14 protein-coding genes, 1 tRNA gene and 1 pseudogene are annotated in these 15,660 nt (G+C 75.5%); 7 read left to right on the top strand and 9 right to left on the bottom strand.

Annotated elements, in window-relative coordinates; translation table 11 throughout:
• Positions 1-94 precede the first annotated feature (94 nt).
• Genes ACFXAM_RS12260 through ACFXAM_RS12250 form a run of 3 tightly spaced genes read right to left on the bottom strand, consistent with a single transcriptional unit; the run spans position 95 to position 3,513 of the window.
• Positions 95-766 carry a GAP family protein gene (locus tag ACFXAM_RS12260; RefSeq protein WP_380290148.1) on the bottom strand — a complete coding sequence of 224 codons (672 nt, stop codon included), beginning with the start codon at positions 764-766 and terminating at the stop codon, positions 95-97.
• A 27-nt stretch (positions 767-793) separates the two neighbouring features.
• Complete coding sequence (locus ACFXAM_RS12255) at positions 794-2,134, bottom strand: DUF1254 domain-containing protein (RefSeq protein ID WP_380290146.1); 1,341 nt, start codon at positions 2,132-2,134, stop codon at positions 794-796.
• A 44-nt stretch (positions 2,135-2,178) separates the two neighbouring features.
• A complete protein-coding gene (locus ACFXAM_RS12250; RefSeq protein ID WP_380290144.1) occupies positions 2,179-3,513 on the bottom strand; it encodes a DUF1254 domain-containing protein in 1,335 nt (444 codons plus the stop codon).
• 230 nt (positions 3,514-3,743) lie between these two features.
• On the opposite strand from ACFXAM_RS12250, the gene ACFXAM_RS12245 reads away from it, so the two are divergent.
• Positions 3,744-4,784 carry an NAD-dependent epimerase/dehydratase family protein gene (locus ACFXAM_RS12245; RefSeq protein ID WP_380290142.1) on the top strand — a complete coding sequence of 347 codons (1,041 nt, stop codon included), beginning with the start codon at positions 3,744-3,746 and terminating at the stop codon, positions 4,782-4,784.
• A gap of 111 nt (positions 4,785-4,895) precedes the next feature.
• On the opposite strand, the gene ACFXAM_RS12240 is transcribed toward ACFXAM_RS12245, so the two are convergent.
• Entirely contained in the window at positions 4,896-5,945 is a 1,050-nt protein-coding gene (locus ACFXAM_RS12240) for a family 2 encapsulin nanocompartment cargo protein polyprenyl transferase (RefSeq protein ID WP_380290140.1), read from the bottom strand.
• Between the two features lie 65 nt (positions 5,946-6,010).
• Entirely contained in the window at positions 6,011-7,429 is a 1,419-nt protein-coding gene (locus ACFXAM_RS12235) for a family 2B encapsulin nanocompartment shell protein (RefSeq protein ID WP_380290138.1), read from the bottom strand.
• Between the two features lie 349 nt (positions 7,430-7,778).
• Here ACFXAM_RS12235 and ACFXAM_RS12230 point away from each other — a divergent pair, with 349 nt between their 5' ends.
• Positions 7,779-8,867 carry an ATP-grasp domain-containing protein gene (locus tag ACFXAM_RS12230; RefSeq protein ID WP_380290136.1) on the top strand — a complete coding sequence of 363 codons (1,089 nt, stop codon included), beginning with the start codon at positions 7,779-7,781 and terminating at the stop codon, positions 8,865-8,867.
• 19 nt (positions 8,868-8,886) lie between these two features.
• On the opposite strand, the gene ACFXAM_RS12225 is transcribed toward ACFXAM_RS12230, so the two are convergent.
• The 3 genes from ACFXAM_RS12225 to ACFXAM_RS12215 all read right to left on the bottom strand — a co-directional run bounded on the left by ACFXAM_RS12225 (position 8,887) and on the right by ACFXAM_RS12215 (position 11,136).
• Complete coding sequence (locus tag ACFXAM_RS12225; RefSeq protein ID WP_380290134.1) at positions 8,887-9,435, bottom strand: methylated-DNA--[protein]-cysteine S-methyltransferase; 549 nt, start codon at positions 9,433-9,435, stop codon at positions 8,887-8,889.
• Positions 9,436-9,527: 92 nt separating this feature from the next.
• Complete coding sequence (locus ACFXAM_RS12220; protein ID WP_380290132.1) at positions 9,528-9,764, bottom strand: hypothetical protein; 237 nt, start codon at positions 9,762-9,764, stop codon at positions 9,528-9,530.
• 52 nt (positions 9,765-9,816) lie between these two features.
• Positions 9,817-11,136 carry an MFS transporter gene (locus ACFXAM_RS12215; protein ID WP_380290130.1) on the bottom strand — a complete coding sequence of 440 codons (1,320 nt, stop codon included), beginning with the start codon at positions 11,134-11,136 and terminating at the stop codon, positions 9,817-9,819.
• Between the two features lie 204 nt (positions 11,137-11,340).
• Between ACFXAM_RS12215 and ACFXAM_RS12210 the strand changes: the two genes are divergently transcribed.
• The gene (locus ACFXAM_RS12210; RefSeq protein WP_380290128.1) at positions 11,341-12,129 is read left to right on the top strand and encodes a hypothetical protein; all 789 of its coding nucleotides are present in this window, start codon (positions 11,341-11,343) and stop codon (positions 12,127-12,129) included.
• A gap of 58 nt (positions 12,130-12,187) precedes the next feature.
• Here the strand turns inward: ACFXAM_RS12210 and ACFXAM_RS12205 are convergent.
• Positions 12,188-12,261: transfer RNA gene (locus ACFXAM_RS12205), tRNA-Thr, on the bottom strand.
• 286 nt (positions 12,262-12,547) lie between these two features.
• Here ACFXAM_RS12205 and ACFXAM_RS12200 point away from each other — a divergent pair.
• The 4 genes and pseudogenes from ACFXAM_RS12200 to ACFXAM_RS12185 form a co-directional block, all read left to right on the top strand.
• Positions 12,548-13,639 (top strand): ABC transporter ATP-binding protein, encoded by a 1,092-nt coding sequence (locus ACFXAM_RS12200; RefSeq protein WP_380290126.1) that lies wholly within the window; start codon positions 12,548-12,550, stop codon positions 13,637-13,639.
• Positions 13,640-13,823: 184 nt separating this feature from the next.
• Positions 13,824-14,267: a hypothetical protein gene (locus ACFXAM_RS12195; protein ID WP_380290124.1), complete on the top strand. Its 444-nt coding sequence runs from the start codon at positions 13,824-13,826 to the stop codon at positions 14,265-14,267.
• A 121-nt stretch (positions 14,268-14,388) separates the two neighbouring features.
• The gene (locus ACFXAM_RS12190; protein WP_380290122.1) at positions 14,389-15,168 is read left to right on the top strand and encodes an NDP-sugar synthase; all 780 of its coding nucleotides are present in this window, start codon (positions 14,389-14,391) and stop codon (positions 15,166-15,168) included.
• A 110-nt stretch (positions 15,169-15,278) separates the two neighbouring features.
• Positions 15,279-15,660, top strand: a pseudogene (locus tag ACFXAM_RS12185) (hypothetical protein); the annotation flags it as partial.

The following is a 15,660-nucleotide window of genomic DNA, read 5'->3' as shown; positions in this document are numbered from 1 at the left end:
CCTCCGCCGCACGAGGACGACGCCCACGATCAGGCCACAACCCCAGGACGCCGCCCCGCGAACCGCGTGCCGCACCGCGGCGGCCGGGTCGGGGTCAGGTGGTGAGGCCCGACAGGGCGGTGCCCAGGTGGGCGGTGGCGAGGGTGAGGAGCAGGGTGAGCAGGATCGCGGTGTTGTGGGTGGCGGCCCAGGCCCTCCACTCGTCCAGCCGGCGGGTGGCGCGGGGGCCGCCGCGGAGATGGACGGCCAGGGGCAGCAGGGTGCCGAGCGACCCGATCAGCACCAGCAGCGCGGCGGCCCCCGCCTTGCCGGGGGCCGGGCTGCCGCCGGTTCCGACGGCGACGGCGGCGGCGACGGCCAGCAGCAGGTTCTTCGGGTCGCCCGCCAGCAGGGCCGCCCCCAGGGCGGCGGACCGGGCGGGGGTGGACCGGTCGACCGTCCGCATCCAGGCCGGCGGCCCGTGCACCCGGCCCTCGCGGGGGCGGTCCCACCATTGGCGCGCGCCGAGCAGCAGGAGCAGACCGCCCACGGCCAGCTCGAACCACCACGACCAGTCCGGGCCGGCGACGTCCCCGGCGAGCCCGGACCCGAGCGGCACCACGAGGGCCGTCACCGCCGTCAGCGCGGCCGCCCAGCCGGCGGCGAACGCCGTCCCGTTGGCCGGGCCCCGGGGCGTGGCGAGCAGCAGGACGGTCGCGATCAGCGCCATCGGGGTGATCGCGATGCCCGCGGCCGAGGCCAGCATCCGGCCGACGGCATCACCCATCGCGCGTCCTTCCTGGTGGGACGCGCCCTACGCCCGGCGCAGCGGCGGGAGGCGGTAGGTGCCGTCCAGGACGGTGGGGCCCGGGCGGTAGAGGCGGATCACCGGGCGGAACGGGCCGGCGGGGGTGGGGAGCCAGTTCGCCGCCTCGGACGGGGCGGTGGGGCGCTCGTGGCGGAGGTGGAGGGTGAGGCCGCCGTCCGGGTCGGGGCGCAGGCCGGGGGTGCGGCTGCCGATCGCGTAGCGGGCGGCCGGGTTGGCGACCAGGTGCTGGTCCGGGAGGCCGTACACGGTGAGGGACCAGAACTCCTCGGCCGGCGGCAGCCCGTCCGGCGGGAAGCGCAGGGTGTACGGGTGGGTGCCGTCGAGGGGGCGGCCGTCGGCGTCGTCGGTGGTGCCGGCGTGCAGGGCCTCGTAGGCGTGGCAGCCCCAGAGGCCGGCGCGGGCGGCGGCGGCCCGGCTGAGGTAGGCGGCGCGGCGGTCGGGGATCCGCCACTCGGGTTCGTCGCGGGTGCCGGGGCCGAGGAAGGCGGTGTTGTGGTCGAACAGGTGGAGGGCGGCGCGCCATTCGCCGGGCGGGTGGTCCTCGGGCGGCCGGGTGGCGTCCTCGACGCGTTCGCGCCCGGCGGCGAGTCCGGTCGCCAGGGCGAGCGTCCAGTCGGGGGCGGCGGCGCGGTACGGCGAGGGACCGGTGTCGAGGAGGCCGAGCGGTGCGAACCGCTGCTGGTAGTCGCGGTCGGCGGCGGCGGGCGGGTAGGCGGCCAGCCAGACCCGGAGCCGTTCGAAGAAGGCCAGCCGCTCGGGCACGTCGGGGTCGGGGGCGGGGAGTCCGGCGGCGACTCCGCCGGGTTCCAGCGGTTCGAGGACGAGCCCCTCCTGGAGGGCCCGGACCCGCGGGAGGTCGTCCGGCCCGGCGCAGGCGAAGCGGCCGACGAGGGTGGCGACGGTGGTCGGTGCGGCGATCACCCGGTCGGGGTCGGCCGGGGTGCCGTGCCAGTCGGGCGGGACGACCAGCCAGGTGCGGGCCGCGCCGCCGGTGGCGCGGCTGCCGAGGTAGGCGAAGTTGTCGGTCCACGCGTCGACGAACTGCAGCACGTGGTAGGCGCCTGCGGTGTCGGGCAGGTGCAGCAGTTGCGGGCCCTCGGAGAGGTCGAGGGGGGCGACCGAGTAGAGGACGTCGTTGTTGACGGAGGCGAAGTCGTCGTCCGGGCCCGCCAGCCGGGTGGCGTGGGCGAAGCGGTTGAACGGGGTGGGCGGCAGGACGCCCAGGCCGCCGTGCACGAAGCGGTCGACCGTGGTGAGGCCGGCGACCAGCGGATAGCCGTAGACGTAGGCGTCGGCGGCCAGGGCCTCCAGCTCGGGTTGGTTCATGGGGGTCCTTCCCGGTGCCGGGCGGGCGGGGGCGGGGGCGGGGGTCAGCGCAGGGTGAGCGGCGGTGGCGTCCAGCGGCCGTCGAGCACGGACGCGTCCGGTCCGTAGAGACGGATCACGACGGTGAACGGGCCGTCCGGGGCGGGCAGCCAGTTGGCCGAGTGGTCGGCGTCGGCGGGCCGCTTGTGCTGGACGTAGAGGGTGAGCCCGCCGTCCGGGTCGTGGACCAGGCCGGGGGTGCGGTCGCCGACGGAGTAGCGGTCCAGGGCGTTGTCGACCAGGTGGAGCCCGGGCAGCGCGTACATGGTCACCGACCAGAAGTGCCGGGCGGGCGGCAGCGCGTCCGGCGGGAAGCGCAGCAGGTGGTCGTGCTCGCTCGCGTCGGGCGGGCGGTGGCCGGCGGCGTCGGCCTGCCAGCCGCCGTACCAGGCCTCCTCGACGGGCAGCCCGTACAGGCCGGTGAGCGCGCCGACCGCCCGGTCGAGGTACCGGGTGCCGAGCTGTTCGCGGGTGCCGAAGAGTCCGACGGAGGACTCCGCGCGGGTGGCGGCACGGGCGAGTCCGGCCTTGGCGTCGGCGATGCCGCGCTCGATCTCGGCGCGGACCGCCAGGGGCAGGGCGGCCGGTTCGAACTCGCCGCGGCCGTCGATGCCGAGGTCGGCCAGCCGGCCGCGCAGCCCGTCCTCCTCGGGCGCGGCGGCCTCGGCGGGCAGGAAGCCGAGCAGGAAGTCGAGGAAGACGAAGAACTCGACGGTGTCGAGCACCTCGTCGCGCCAGACCGGCCAGACGGGCTGCGGGGCGGGCTCGGGCTCCGGCGTGCCGGCGTAGGCGTGCAGCGGACGGAGGCGGTACTGCTGCTGGAGCGCGGCGAGTTCCGCGATGTCCGCGGGGGACGTCCCGCCGAGGTGGGTGCGGCCGAGGATGCCGGCCAGCCGGGTCGTGGTGCGGATGACGCTCCTGACGCCGGGCGGGGGTTCGCCGTGCCAGTCGGGGCCGGCCACCAGGTGGTCGCCGGCCTCCTGCCCGGTGGTCCGGGAGCCGACGAACCCGGCGTAGACGGTGTCGAGTTCGTGCACCGGCAGGACGTAGTAGCGGTCGGTGGCGGGGACGGAGAGCACCCAGGGTTCGGTCCGCAGGTCGAGCCAGGCCCAGGAGTACGGGGTGTCGTTGTTGGGCGTGACGACGTCGGTGTCGGCCGGGGTGGCGGGGCGCGGGTAGTGCCGGAAGACGCCGAAGCCGCCGGTGTGGCGCGGGTCGGCGTCGTCCAGTGCCTGGGTGTACAGGGTGCGGTAGTTCTGCAGGACCGGGTAGCCGCGGATCCACGCCTCGGCGGCGGTCGCGCGGATGGTGTCCGGGTCCACGAGTGCCGGGTTGACCATGGTGGCGCTCTTCCCTGCGCCGTGCCCCGGGGCGGGGCGCGGCGGCTGCGTGACGGACGGGGCGAAGGGACGTACCAGTACGAATCGGATGCTATGCGGGCCCCCGGGGGTCGGCATCTCGGCCGACGCGGGCCCTCCCCCGGCCGTCCGGGGCCGCCCGGACGGGCACCGGCCTCCGCCCGTGGCGAACGCCGGTATGCGGCAGTGGAGGCCGGGACAGCCTTGCCGGTATGAAGATCCTTCTGCTCGGCGGCTCGTCCTTCCTGGGGCGGGCGTTCGCCTCCGAAGCCCTCGCCCGCGGCCACGAGGTCACCACCTTCAACCGCGGCCGCACGGCCTCCGACCTGCCCGGTGTGGAGGCGGTGCGCGGCGACCGCGACGCGGCCGACGACCTGGCCCGGCTCGCCGAGGGGCGGTCCTGGGACGCCGTGGTCGACACCTCGGCCCAGCAGCCCGCCCAGGCCGCGCGGTCCGCCCGGCTGCTGCGCGACCGCGCCGGCCACTACACCCTGGTCTCCTCCGTCCACGCCTTCACCGACTGGCCGGCCCGGGTGGTCGACGAGACCTCCCCGCGGCACCCGTGTCCGGCCGACACCCCGCCCGGGCAGGAGTTCGGCACCGCCCTCAAGGCCGGCTGCGAGCGGGCCGTCCTGGAGCACTTCGGCGCCGGCCGTGCGCTGCTCCTCAACAGCGGGCTGCTGATCGGCCCCCACGAGCAGGGCGGCCGGCTGCCGTGGTGGCTGGAGCGGATGGCCCGGGGCGGGCGGGTGCTGGCGCCCGGCGAGCCGGGGCGGCCGATGCAGCTGATCGATGTCCGGGACTTCGCGGTGTTCGGGCTGGACCGGCTGACGGCGGGCACGGCCGGCCGCTTCATCACCACGGCGCCGCCCGGCCGGCTCACCTACGGAGAGTTCCTGGCGGGCTGCGCCGCGGCGGCCGGTGACGGCAGCGTCGAACTCGTCTGGGTCGCGGACGGGCCGCTGACGGCCGAGGGACCGGACAGCGTCCGGCCGTGGAGCGAGCTGCCGCTCTGGATGCCCGACGTACCGGAGGCGGCGGGCACCTGGCGGGCCGACACCCGCCGGGCCGAGGCGGCCGGGCTGCGCTGCCGGCCCTTCGCCGAGACCGCCGCGGACACCTGGGAGTGGCTGCGGCAGCGCGGGCCGGCGGACGACACGGAGCCGGACGGGCGCAAGCGCGGCCGGATCCTGCACGGCATCGAGCCGGCGAAGGAGCGGCGCCTGCTGGAGGCGCTCGCCCCGGCGCGCTGACCGGGCGGGACCGGTCCCGCCCGGCGGGCAGGCGGCGGCCGGGCCGCTCCCCCGGTGCCCCCGCACCCCCGGCGCCCCTCGCGGCGTCCCGCTGCCCCGGCGGGCGCCGGCTCAGTGGGTGCGGCGGGTGACCAGCTCGGCGAGCGCGAGCAGCTCGTCGGCGGCCGACGGCTCGGGCACCGCGAGGGCCAGCTGGGTCATCGCCGCCGCCATCCGGTCGCAGGACTCCCCCTGGGCCCAGGCGCGCCCGCCGGCGCCCTCGACGGCGGCCGCGCAGTCGGCCAACTCCTCCCCGGTGAGCGGCCGTTCCAGCGCGTACAGCTCGGCCAGCCGGGCCCCGTCGGGCGTGCCGGAGCCCAGCGCCGCGACCACCGGTAGCGACTTCTTGCGGACCAGGAGGTCCGCGCCGACCGGCTTGCCGGTGACGGCCGGATCGCCCCAGATGCCGATCAGGTCGTCGATCAGCTGGAACGCCAGGCCGATCTCCCGGCCGAAGCCGTCCATCGCCTTGGCCGCCGCCTCCGACCCGCCCGCGTACCGGGCGCCCATGGCGCAGGCGGCGCCGAGCAGCGCCCCGGTCTTGGCCTCGGCCATCGCCAGGCACTCGGTCAGCGAGACGTCGTTGCGCTGCTCGAAGGCGCAGTCGATCTGCTGGCCCTCGCAGAGCTCCACCACGCAGTCGGCCAGCCGGCGCACGGCGTCGCCCGCGGCCGGGTGGCCGTCCTCGGCGAGCAGCCGCAGGGCCAGCGCGTGCATGGCGTCCCCGGCCAGGATGGCCTCGGTGGTGCCGAACACCAGCCAGGCGGTGGGGCGGTGCCGCCGGGTCTCGTCCCGGTCGATGATGTCGTCGTGGAGCAGCGTGAAGTTGTGCACCAGCTCGACGGCGGCCGCCGCGGCGGTGGCCGCGGCGGGGTCGCCGCCCAGGGCCTGGGCGGCGGCGAGCACCAGGGCGGGCCGGATGGCCTTGCCGGAGGACGCCGTCGACGGTGAGCCGTCCGCCTCCCACCAGCCGAAGTGGTAGCCGGCGACCCGGCGCATGGTGCCGGGGAGCGAGTCCACGGCGGCCCGGAGCACCGGGTCGACCAGGGTGCGGGCGCGGGCGAGGACGTCCTGCGCCTCGTTCCCCTCGCGATGGTCGCGCTCCAGCATGAACATTCCCATGGGTCCTCCCCCTTGGTGGTGCGACGGGCCGGCCCGGGGTCGGGCCGGCCCCGCCGCGGTCGGCCCTAGCGGTGCGTGATGTCGACGTTCTCCAGCACGCCGACGGCGTCCGGCACCAGAATCGCGGCGGAGTAGTAGGCGCTCACCAGATAGGAGATGACGGCCTTCTCGTTGATGCCCATGAACCGCACCGAAAGGCTCGGCTCGACTTCATCGGGAATTCCGGTCTGGTGCAGCCCGATGACACCCTGGTTGTCCTCGCCGGTGCGCATGGCGAGGATCGAGGTGGTCCCGTTGACGATCGGGATCTTGTTGCACGGGAAGACCGGCACCCCGCGCCAGCCGAACACCCGGCGGCCCTGCACCTCGACGGTGTCCGGGTAGAGGCCGCGCCGGTTGCACTCGCGGCCGAACGCCGCGATGGCCCGCGGGTGGGCCAGGAAGAGCTTGGTGCTGCGACGGCGGCTCAGCAGCTCGTCCACGTCGTCCGGGGTGGGCGGGCCGGAGTGGGTCTGGATGCGCTGGTCGTAGTCGGCGTTGGCGAGCAGGCCGAACTCCGGGTTGTTGACCAGCTCGTGCTCCTGGCGCTCGCGCAGGGCCTCGATGGTCAGCCGCAGCTGGTGCTCGGTCTGGTTCATCGGCTGGTTGTAGAGGTCGGCCACCCGGGTGTGCACCTTGAGGACCGTCTGGGCGACGCTCAGCTCGTACTCGCGCGGCTTGAGCTCGTAGTCCACGAAGGCGCTGGGCAGCTCGTACTCGCCGTGGTGGCCGGCCGAGAGGTCGATCGCCGCCTCGCCGTGCTTGTTCTGCGGCTGCTGGAACCCGGCCAGGTACTCCATGACCTGCAGCTGGAGCGCCTCGGAGCGGTCGGCGAGCTGCTGGAAGTCGGAGAACCGCAGGGACAGCAGGGTGCCCGCGGTGTCCGCCCGGACGGCGTAGGGCCAGGTGGCGTTCTCCTGCTGGAGCACCTCGTCGCCCAGGTGGTCGCCGTCGGCCAGGGTGCCGACGACGGCCTCCTCGCCGTACTTGCCCGTACCGAGGCGGCTCAGCTTTCCGTACGCGATGATGAAGACCTCGTCGATCGGCGACCCCGCCGAGACCAGGACCTCACCCGCGGAGAACTCGCGTTGGACGAACCGCCCGGCCAGTTCCTCCAGCACGGCGTCGTCCGGGAAGCCGCGCAGCACCGGCACCTCGCGCAGGGTCGGCGCCAGGATCCGGGCCTCGCTGCCGGTCCGGTCGAAGCTGACCCGGCCGCGGCCGACGGCGTGCCGCAGCCGGCGGTTGACGCGGTAGGTGCCGGCCGAGACCTGGACCCAGGGGAGCGCCCTGAGCAGCCAACGGGGGCTGATCTCCTGCATCTGCGGCGCGGACTTGGTCGTCGTCGCGAGGTTCCGCGCGGCGGCCGTGGCAAGACTCTGCTGCTCCCCGGCCTGTGCTTCACCGCCCGGTGCAGGAATACCGACGTTGGTTTCGGTCGACATAGGAAGCCCTTCGCGTGCCCGTACCCGATGAAGTGTCGCCTTGCAACTTGCAACAATCATGGTGACCCCGTTCGGAGGGGCGCCGCAATCACTCTTTCGGGTGGTCGGGATAACCGAAAAAATAGTACGAATAGAATGTCTGATCGATATTCATTCGATCAAGTGATCTAATTCTTTCCGGAATGAAACCCTCCGGTCTGCTTCCCCGGACCGTGCGCCACCGGCCCACCCCGCGTACGCGCCCGTTCGGGAGGCCGCTAAGGTGCCACCTCAAAGGGCCACGGGCCACTGGACGAGCGCGGCCGCGAGACAGCCCTTCCCCTCGTTCACCCCTGCCCTGGGAGGCCCCATGAGCGCCCCCGTCACCGTCTGGCTCAACCGCACGTACGCCGAGAACGTGTTCTTCATCGAACAGTTGCGCGCCGCCCCGCGCCCGGTCCGGATCCACGCGACGCACGCCGACCCCGACTCCCCCGTCCTCGCCGCCGCCGACACGGCCGGCCTGGAACCCGCCGACCTCACCCCCGACGCCTACGTCGCCTTCGCCCTCGACCACTGCGCCCGCCACCGCGTCGACGTCTTCGTGCCCCGGCTGCACCAGCTCGCGATATCCCTGCACCGCCAGGAGTTCGAGGCCGTCGGCACCGCCCTCGCCTGCCCGCCGGCCACCGCGATCGCCGCCTTCGAGAGCAAGGCCGACGGCTACGCGGCGATGGCCGACGCCGGACTCCCCACCCCGCCCTGGTGGCTGGTGCGCACCGCCGGGGACCTGGTCGCCGCCGTCGACCGGATCGAGGAGTCCGGCCTCACCGCCTGCCTCAAGCCCGCCTCGGGCGCCGGCGGCGAGGGCTTCCGGGTCCTCACCCGTGAGCCGTTCGGACTGCACCGGCTGGCCGGCTGGGACAGCCGCGTCCAGGTCGACCAGGTGGTCGCCGCGCTCGACCGGGCGGCCCGCGAGAACCCGGACGCCACCACCGAGTTGCTGGTCATGCCCTACCTCGACGGCCCCGAGGTCTCGGTGGACTGCCTCGCCGACCTGGACGGCACCCTGCTCGCCGCCGTCGGCCGCAGCAAGCACCGCCGCCGGCGCAGCTTCACCACCGCGCCCCAGTACCTCGAACCCGCCCGCCGGCTGGTCGAGGCCACCGGGATGGCCTACCTCTCCAACGTGCAGTTCCGGCACCTGCGCGGCGACCCGGTGGTCATCGACGTCAACACCCGGCCCTCCGGCGGGCTGCACCAGCTGCGCCTGTGCGGGCTCAACCTGCCCTGGAACGCGGTGCAGTTGGCGCTCGGCGAACGGCCGGACACCGAGTGGACCGGGGACCCGGCGGGCATCGAGTACACCCTCGTCTCCGGGATCCAGCCGGTGCTGCCGCCGCTCGCCCCGGGCGGGCCGGCCGGACTGGCGGCGGGCGCCGGCCGGCTGGTGCACTGACGGCCCGTCACCACGGCCGCTAGAGCGGGCCGTTCCAGTCCAGCGTCGGATCGAGCACACCCTCCAGGGTGAGCAGCCAGCGCTTCACGTCGATCCCGACCCGGCCGCCGCCGAAGCCGCCGATCCCGTCCGCCGCCACCACCCGGTGGCAGGGCACCAGCAGCGCGACGGGATTGGCGGCCATCATCTGCCCGACCGTCCGGGCCGCCAGCCCGGGTTCCTCGATCTCGCCGAACACCCCGCTGCGGTCCGCGAGTTCGCCGTAGGTGATGGTGCTCCCGAACGGCACCTCGCGCAGCAGCGTCTGCAGCACCGCCCGGTGCGGGCCGGTGCTCAGGCTCCAGTCGATCGGCAGGTCCAGCTGCCGGCGGCGGCCCGCGAGGTACTCGCCGACCCGGCCGGTGACCGCGGAGATCTTCGACTCGTCGGCGCAGCGCGGGAGTTCGCCCTCCCGGCCGAGGTAGCCGGCGGCCGCCACGCCCTGCGCGGTCACCGCGACGTGCAGCGGGCCGCTCGGCAACGGGGTGTCCACCGTCAGCCAGGCCATCGGCGCCGTACGCTCTGCCACGTCGTTCCCCCCGCCCTCCGCGGTGCGCGCGGACCACCCGCCCCGCGCGCCATCGTACGGCGGGTCCGGCGGGTGCTCCGACACCTGCGCGGTCAGGGGCGCCGGCCCCTCAGCGCCGCGGCGAGCCCGCGCGACCACCGCGCCAGGTCGGCCCGGTCCGGGGCCCGCCCCTCGCACAGGGCGGCGAGCTGGGCGTCGTTGATCCGGTTCGGCCCCGGGATCCCCAGCAGGTACGCCAGCTCGTCCAGGACGGCGGCGAGCCGCACGGCGTCCGCGTGGTCCAGGGTCGCGGCCGTCTCGTGGTGGCTGATGGTGAGAGAACCGGGCATGTCCTGCCTCCTCCGTTCGCCCCCGCACCCCTCCACGGTACGACCGTCCGGCTCAGCCGGCACCCGCCGCCGTCGGGGCCGGCCGCCCGGCCCCCGGCACCGCTCCCCCGTCCGGCTCCTCCCAGCGCCGGCCGCGCACGTCGCGCACCGCCAGCACCGCCGCCCCGGCCACCAGCTGCCACCCCGCACCGAGGGCCAGCACGGCCGCCACCCCCACCCGGTCGGCCAGCGGTCCGGCCGCCGCCAGGCCCAGCGGCCCCAGCACGAACGCGCCCAGCCCGCCGAAGGCCGTCACCCGCGCCAGCACCTCCGCCGGCACCCAGCTCTGCAGCGTCGAGTCGTACAGCGAGCCGCAGACCGCCGATCCGGCCCCCGCCACCAGCGCCGCCGCGGCCGTCCAGGCCGGCGGCAGCCCGGCCGCGAGCGCCGCCGAGGGCAGCGCCCAGCCGAGCGTCGCCACCGTCGCCACCGCGAGCGGCCGGCCGGGCCGGCGCCCGAGCATCAGCAGCCCGCCCAGCACCGCGCCGACCCCGTACACGCCCATCACCAGCCCCCAGGCCCGCGCCCCGCCCAGTTCGCGCTGCGCGGTCAGCGGCCCCAGCACCAGGAACGGCGCCCAGACCAGCAGGTTGAACAGCGCCATCTGCACGGTGGTCACCCAGAGCCACCGCCGGGAGCGGAACTCGCCCCAGCCGTCCCGGAGATCGGTCCACAGCGAGTCCCCGGCGCCGTCCGGGCCGGCCGGCGCCACCGCGGACAGCCGGGCCAGCGCGAGCGCCCCGACCCCGTACGTCACCGCGTCGATCAGCAGCACCGCCCCCGGCCCGAACCCGGCGGTGATCACTCCGGCGAGTGCCGGGCCGGCCACCGTGGACACCGAACGGGCCAGCCCCAGCAGCGTGTTGGCGTCCGGCAGGCGCTCCTCGCGGCGCACCAGGGCCGGCACCAGCGCGCCCAGCGCCGGAAGGAACACCCCCTCGCCGAGGCCCCAGACGGCGACCAGCGCCGCCATCGCCGCCACCGGCGCGTGCCCGCCGATCAGCAGCGCCGCGAAGGCGCCCTGCACCGCGCAGCGCAGCACGTCCGCCGCCAGCATCACCCGGCGGCTGCCCAGCCGGTCCGCGACCACCCCGCCGGCCACCATCACCAGCACGATCGGCAGGATCCGGGCGGCCATCACCCAGCCCAGTTCCGTTCCGCCGCCCCCGCCGTCCAGCACCGCGAACGCCACCGCGACCGGCGCCATGGAGGAGCCGAGCAGCGAGGTCGCGTACCCGGCGAAGAACCACCTGAAATCGCGCTCGCCCAGCACGGCCAGACGGCCGGTCAGCCGCCGGCGGCGGGCCGGAGCACGCTCCTTCTCCCCTGTCATGGTCGCTCAGTCTGCCCACGGACGGAAACCCCCGGCAAGGCTTTCCGGAGAAAAACCTGAGCCTTTTACCGTCAATTTCCACCAGCCCCCTCGCCGCCGCAGTAAATACCCCGGAAAACCCTGTTCCACCTGCTCTTTACTGCGCCACGGGCTATTCTCTCCCCGGCCCCACTCCTCGTCGTTTACTGCGGAAAGCAGGTCCGAATGGCTCCCCCGCCCCCGGTCGAGTACGCCGTCGCCGTCGAGCGCTACCTGGCCGCCTCCGGGCTCGGCGACGGCTCCCGCCGCGTCTACCGGATCGCCCTGCGCACCTGGGCCTGGGCACTGGCCGGCCGCCCCGCCCCCACCGGGGCCGAACGGCGCCGCTCCCGCCCGCCCGTCCTGCCGCTCGCCCTGCTCGACCGCCCCGAGGCCGCCGACCGCCTCCGGGCCGCCGTCGGCCACCGCTCGCCGGCCACCGACCCGCGCACCCTCAACCGCGAGCTCTCCACCCTGCGCGCCGCCCTCGCCTGGTGGCGCGCACAGGGCTGGATCCGCACCGACCCCGCCGACGGCCTGCGCCACCACCCCCTCCCCGCCCCCGCCGACGGCCCCGCCCCGCTCGCCCCGGACGAGCTCCGCGCCCTGTTCGCGCTCCGCGCCCCGCTGCGCGAACAGGTCCTCTGGCGCCTCCTGCACGAGAGCGGCGCCACCGTCGGGACCGTCCTCGCCCTCGACGTCGACGACCTCGACCTCGTCCACCGCCGCACCCGGCCCCCGGCCCCGCCGCTCGGCTGGCAGGCCGCCACCGCCCGGCTGCTCCCCCTGCTCCTGGCCGGCCGCACCACCGGCCCGCTCTTCCTCACCACCCGCCGCGCCCCGGCCGCCACCCCCGCCGCCGACCGCTGCCCCCACACCCGCCGGGCCCGCCTCTCCTACCGCCGCGCCGCCGAACTCCTCACCGCCCACGCCCCCGCCCTCACCCTGCGCCGCCTCCGCCCGACGCGCCCCTGACGGAACGACGAAGGCCCCCCGGCGGCATGCCGGGGGGCCTTCGAGGAGGGACCTTCGGAGCCCCCTGTCGGATTCGAACCGACGACCTACGCTTTACAAGAGCGGTGCTCTGGCCAGCTGAGCTAAGGAGGCATGGTGACCGTCCGCGACGAGGTCACGGCGGCACCGGGGGCAGTCTACCGGGCGGGGCGCGGGCGGTGTGGGGATATCCGGGGGCCGGGCGGGAGGGGCGGGCGTGATGGAACCGATGCCGAAATCGGGCCGACCGGGGGCTGACAAGCGGCGGAAGCGCAGGTAGCGTCGCCGGGAGTCGGTTCGTCCAGTGGTTCAGACCACTGGGGCGGCCGGCGGAAGCGGCACCACCCGCCCTTTACTCGGATCGTCCGGCACGTTCCTGCCGGTGGAGGAGAGCACGACCATGGCTTCTGTGACGTACGACAAGGCGACCCGTGTCTACCCCGGGGCGACCAAGCCCTCGGTGGACGCGCTGGACCTGGACATCGCCGACGGCGAGTTCCTCGTCCTGGTCGGTCCCTCCGGCTGCGGCAAGTCGACCAGCCTCCGCATGCTGGCCGGCCTGGAGGACGTCAACGGCGGCGCCATCCGGATCGGCGACCGCGACGTGACCCACCTGCCGCCGAAGGACCGGGACATCGCGATGGTGTTCCAGAACTACGCGCTGTACCCGCACATGACCGTCGCGGAGAACATGGGCTTCGCGCTCAAGATCGCCGGCGTCAACAAGAGCGAGATCCGCACCAAGGTCGAGGAGGCCGCCAAGATCCTCGACCTGACGGAGTACCTGGACCGCAAGCCGAAGGCGCTCTCCGGCGGTCAGCGCCAGCGCGTCGCGATGGGCCGCGCGATCGTCCGCGAGCCGCAGGTCTTCCTGATGGACGAGCCGCTGTCCAACCTGGACGCCAAGCTCCGCGTCTCGACCCGTACCCAGATCGCCGGCCTGCAGCGCCGCCTGGGCATCACCACGGTCTACGTCACCCACGACCAGACCGAGGCGCTCACCATGGGCGACCGGGTCGCGGTGCTCAAGGCCGGCGTCCTGCAGCAGGTCGACACCCCGCGCAACATGTACGACAGGCCCGCCAACCTCTTCGTGGCCGGCTTCATCGGCTCGCCCGCGATGAACCTGGTCGAGGTCCCGCTGGTCGACGGCGGCGTGAAGTTCGGCGGCTCGGTCGTCAACATCTCCCGCGAGGACCTGGCCGGCGCCGGCACCGACAAGACCGTGACCGTCGGCATCCGCCCGGAGCACTTCGAGGTCGTCTCCGGCGGCGGCATCGAGGGCGTGGCCGTCACCGTCAACGTGGTCGAGGAGCTCGGCTCGGACGGCTTCGTGTACGGCACCACCAAGATCGGCGGCGAGGACAAGGAGCTGGTCGTCCGCGTGCACGGCCGCCAGATCCCGTCCCGCGGCGAGACCATCCACGTGGTCCCGATCGCCAACGAGACCCACGTCTTCTCCACCAGCACCGGCGCCCGCCTCTCCAGCTGAGGCGACCGGCCCCGCCGCGGAGCCCCGTCGGACCGTCATCCGGTCCGGCGGGGCTCCCGCCGTTCCCCGGCCACTCCCACGGGTGACGGCCGTCAACCCGGCGCCGGGACGAACCGGGACACCGTGTCACCCGATGGTGTCACCGAGGGCCATGGAAGCCCTACCCACCGCTACGCTCCTGTGCGTGAAGCAGCTAGTTCGCCGCATCGGCCAGACCGTCGCCCTCGCCCTGCCCGTCGTCCTGGTGACCACCGGCACCCTCGCCGTGACCAGGGTGCCGTGGGCCCCGCCGACCTCGCTGGACCAGCAGGTCGTGGCGGCGTCCAGCGGGGACGGCGCCGGGATCGGCCGGACGACGGGAGCCGGACGGTCCCAGGACGGGCTCGCCCCGCAGGACGCGCTGCGCGTCACGCTCCTCGACGAGCTGCGCGCCCACAACCCGGGCAGCGCCCTCGACCTGCTGGAGCGCTCGATGCGCGAGCAGCCCGGGCTCACCCCGTACTGCAGCTCGCTCGCCACCGAGCTCGGCCGCGCCGCGGTGCGCAAGTACCAGGGCGACGTCCAGCGGGCCCGCTCCTTCGCCCGCCCGGTCTGCGACGGCTCCTTCGCCGCCGGCGCGGCCGGCTGAGCCGAGCCGCGCGCCGCACGGGGTCGCGCGGGGTCGCGCGGGGCCGCACCCGGCCGAGGAAGGCCGGCGAAGGCCGAGGAGGGCCGTACACCGCCGCGGCGGGTGCGCCTATTGTTCAGCCATGACCGCTGACTCCGGCCCCACGGCCACTCCCCCGCACACCTCCGCCGCCCGCCCGGTGCCGGTGACCCAGGCCGTCATCCTGGCCGGCGGCCAGGGCTCCCGGCTGCGCCCCTACACGGACGACCGCCCCAAGCCGCTGGTGGAGATCCCCGGCACGGGCACCCCGATCCTGGGCCACCAGCTGGCCTGGCTCGCCTCCGAGGGCGTCACCGACGTGGTCATCTCCTGCGGCCACCTCGCGGAGGTGCTGGAGGACTGGCTCGACAAGGCCGACCTGCCGCTGCGGGTCCGCACGGTGGTCGAGGCCGAGCCGCTCGGCCGCGGCGGCGGGCTCAAGTACGCCGCGAAGGCGCTGCCCCGCCCCGACGAGCCCTGGTACGCCACCAACGGCGACATCTGGACCAGGTTCAGCCTGCGCGACATGGCCGCCTTCCACCACGAGCGCGCCGCCGTCGCCACCCTCGCGCTGGCCCGGCCGCGGATCCCGTGGGGCGCCGTGGAGACCGACCAGTTCGGCAACGTGCTGGACTTCATCGAGGCCCCGCCGTCGCCCTTCCTCATCAACGCCGGCCTCTACGTGTTCAGCCCGGAGTTCGCCGAACTGCTGCCGGACGTCGGCGACCACGAGCGGACCACCTTCCCGCAGCTGGCCCGTGGCAAGCGGCTGGCCGGCTACCAGCTGCCGCAGGGCGTCTACTGGCGGGCCATCGACACCGCCAAGGACCTCACCGAGGCCGCCAAGGAGCTCGCCTCGGGCGCCGGCCGCGCCCCGCGGTAGCCGCCCCCGCCACGCGACCCGCCACGCGACCCGCAACGCGACCGGCCGGGTGCTCCCCCACGGAGCACCCGGCCGGTCGCCGTCACCGGGCCGTTCGCCCGGCCCGTCAGGTGGCCGTCGCCGCCACCGGGCGGGCGGCCGAGGGGCGGGCACCGCCGCCGGACAGCTCGGCCAGCGGCGCGCTGCCCAGCACCCCGCCCAGCAGCCCCGAGCCGCCCGAGCCGCTCGGGGCGCCGCCCTGGCCGCCGGTCCCGGCGCTCGGCGCCGGCTTCGACGCCGGCCCGCTGCCGGACGGCGGGGCCGGGGTGGCCCGCTGCGAGGGCGCCGTACCGGACGGCGCCGGTGCGGACGACCCGGGCGCCGCCGGGGCCCCCGAGGCGGGCGCCCCGGTCTCCGGCCGGGCCGACGGCTTCGCCTTGCCGCGCGGCGTGGCCGTGGCGCTCGGCGTCGCCGGGGTCGGGCCGCCGGACGGCGGCGCGGTGGTGGCCGGGG

Source organism: Kitasatospora sp. NPDC059462 (assembly GCF_042749955.1).
Taxonomy (GTDB): domain Bacteria; phylum Actinomycetota; class Actinomycetes; order Streptomycetales; family Streptomycetaceae; genus Kitasatospora.
Note: the sequence above shows the minus strand (reverse complement) of the source record. Positions and strands in the feature narration are given on the sequence as shown.

Coding starts and splice junctions, on each gene's coding strand:
- ACFXAM_RS12250 (WP_380290144.1), bottom strand. CDS start 3,513: ATGGTCAACCCGGCACTCGTGGACCCGGACACCATCCGCGCGACCGCC.
- ACFXAM_RS12215 (WP_380290130.1), bottom strand. CDS start 11,136: ATGACAGGGGAGAAGGAGCGTGCTCCGGCCCGCCGCCGGCGGCTGACC.
- ACFXAM_RS12200 (WP_380290126.1), top strand. CDS start 12,548: ATGGCTTCTGTGACGTACGACAAGGCGACCCGTGTCTACCCCGGGGCG.
- ACFXAM_RS12235 (WP_380290138.1), bottom strand. CDS start 7,429: ATGTCGACCGAAACCAACGTCGGTATTCCTGCACCGGGCGGTGAAGCA.
- ACFXAM_RS12190 (WP_380290122.1), top strand. CDS start 14,389: ATGACCGCTGACTCCGGCCCCACGGCCACTCCCCCGCACACCTCCGCC.
- ACFXAM_RS12240 (WP_380290140.1), bottom strand. CDS start 5,945: ATGGGAATGTTCATGCTGGAGCGCGACCATCGCGAGGGGAACGAGGCG.
- ACFXAM_RS12255 (WP_380290146.1), bottom strand. CDS start 2,134: ATGAACCAACCCGAGCTGGAGGCCCTGGCCGCCGACGCCTACGTCTAC.
- ACFXAM_RS12260 (WP_380290148.1), bottom strand. CDS start 766: ATGGGTGATGCCGTCGGCCGGATGCTGGCCTCGGCCGCGGGCATCGCG.
- ACFXAM_RS12245 (WP_380290142.1), top strand. CDS start 3,744: ATGAAGATCCTTCTGCTCGGCGGCTCGTCCTTCCTGGGGCGGGCGTTC.
- ACFXAM_RS12230 (WP_380290136.1), top strand. CDS start 7,779: ATGAGCGCCCCCGTCACCGTCTGGCTCAACCGCACGTACGCCGAGAAC.
- ACFXAM_RS12220 (WP_380290132.1), bottom strand. CDS start 9,764: ATGCCCGGTTCTCTCACCATCAGCCACCACGAGACGGCCGCGACCCTG.
- ACFXAM_RS12210 (WP_380290128.1), top strand. CDS start 11,341: ATGGCTCCCCCGCCCCCGGTCGAGTACGCCGTCGCCGTCGAGCGCTAC.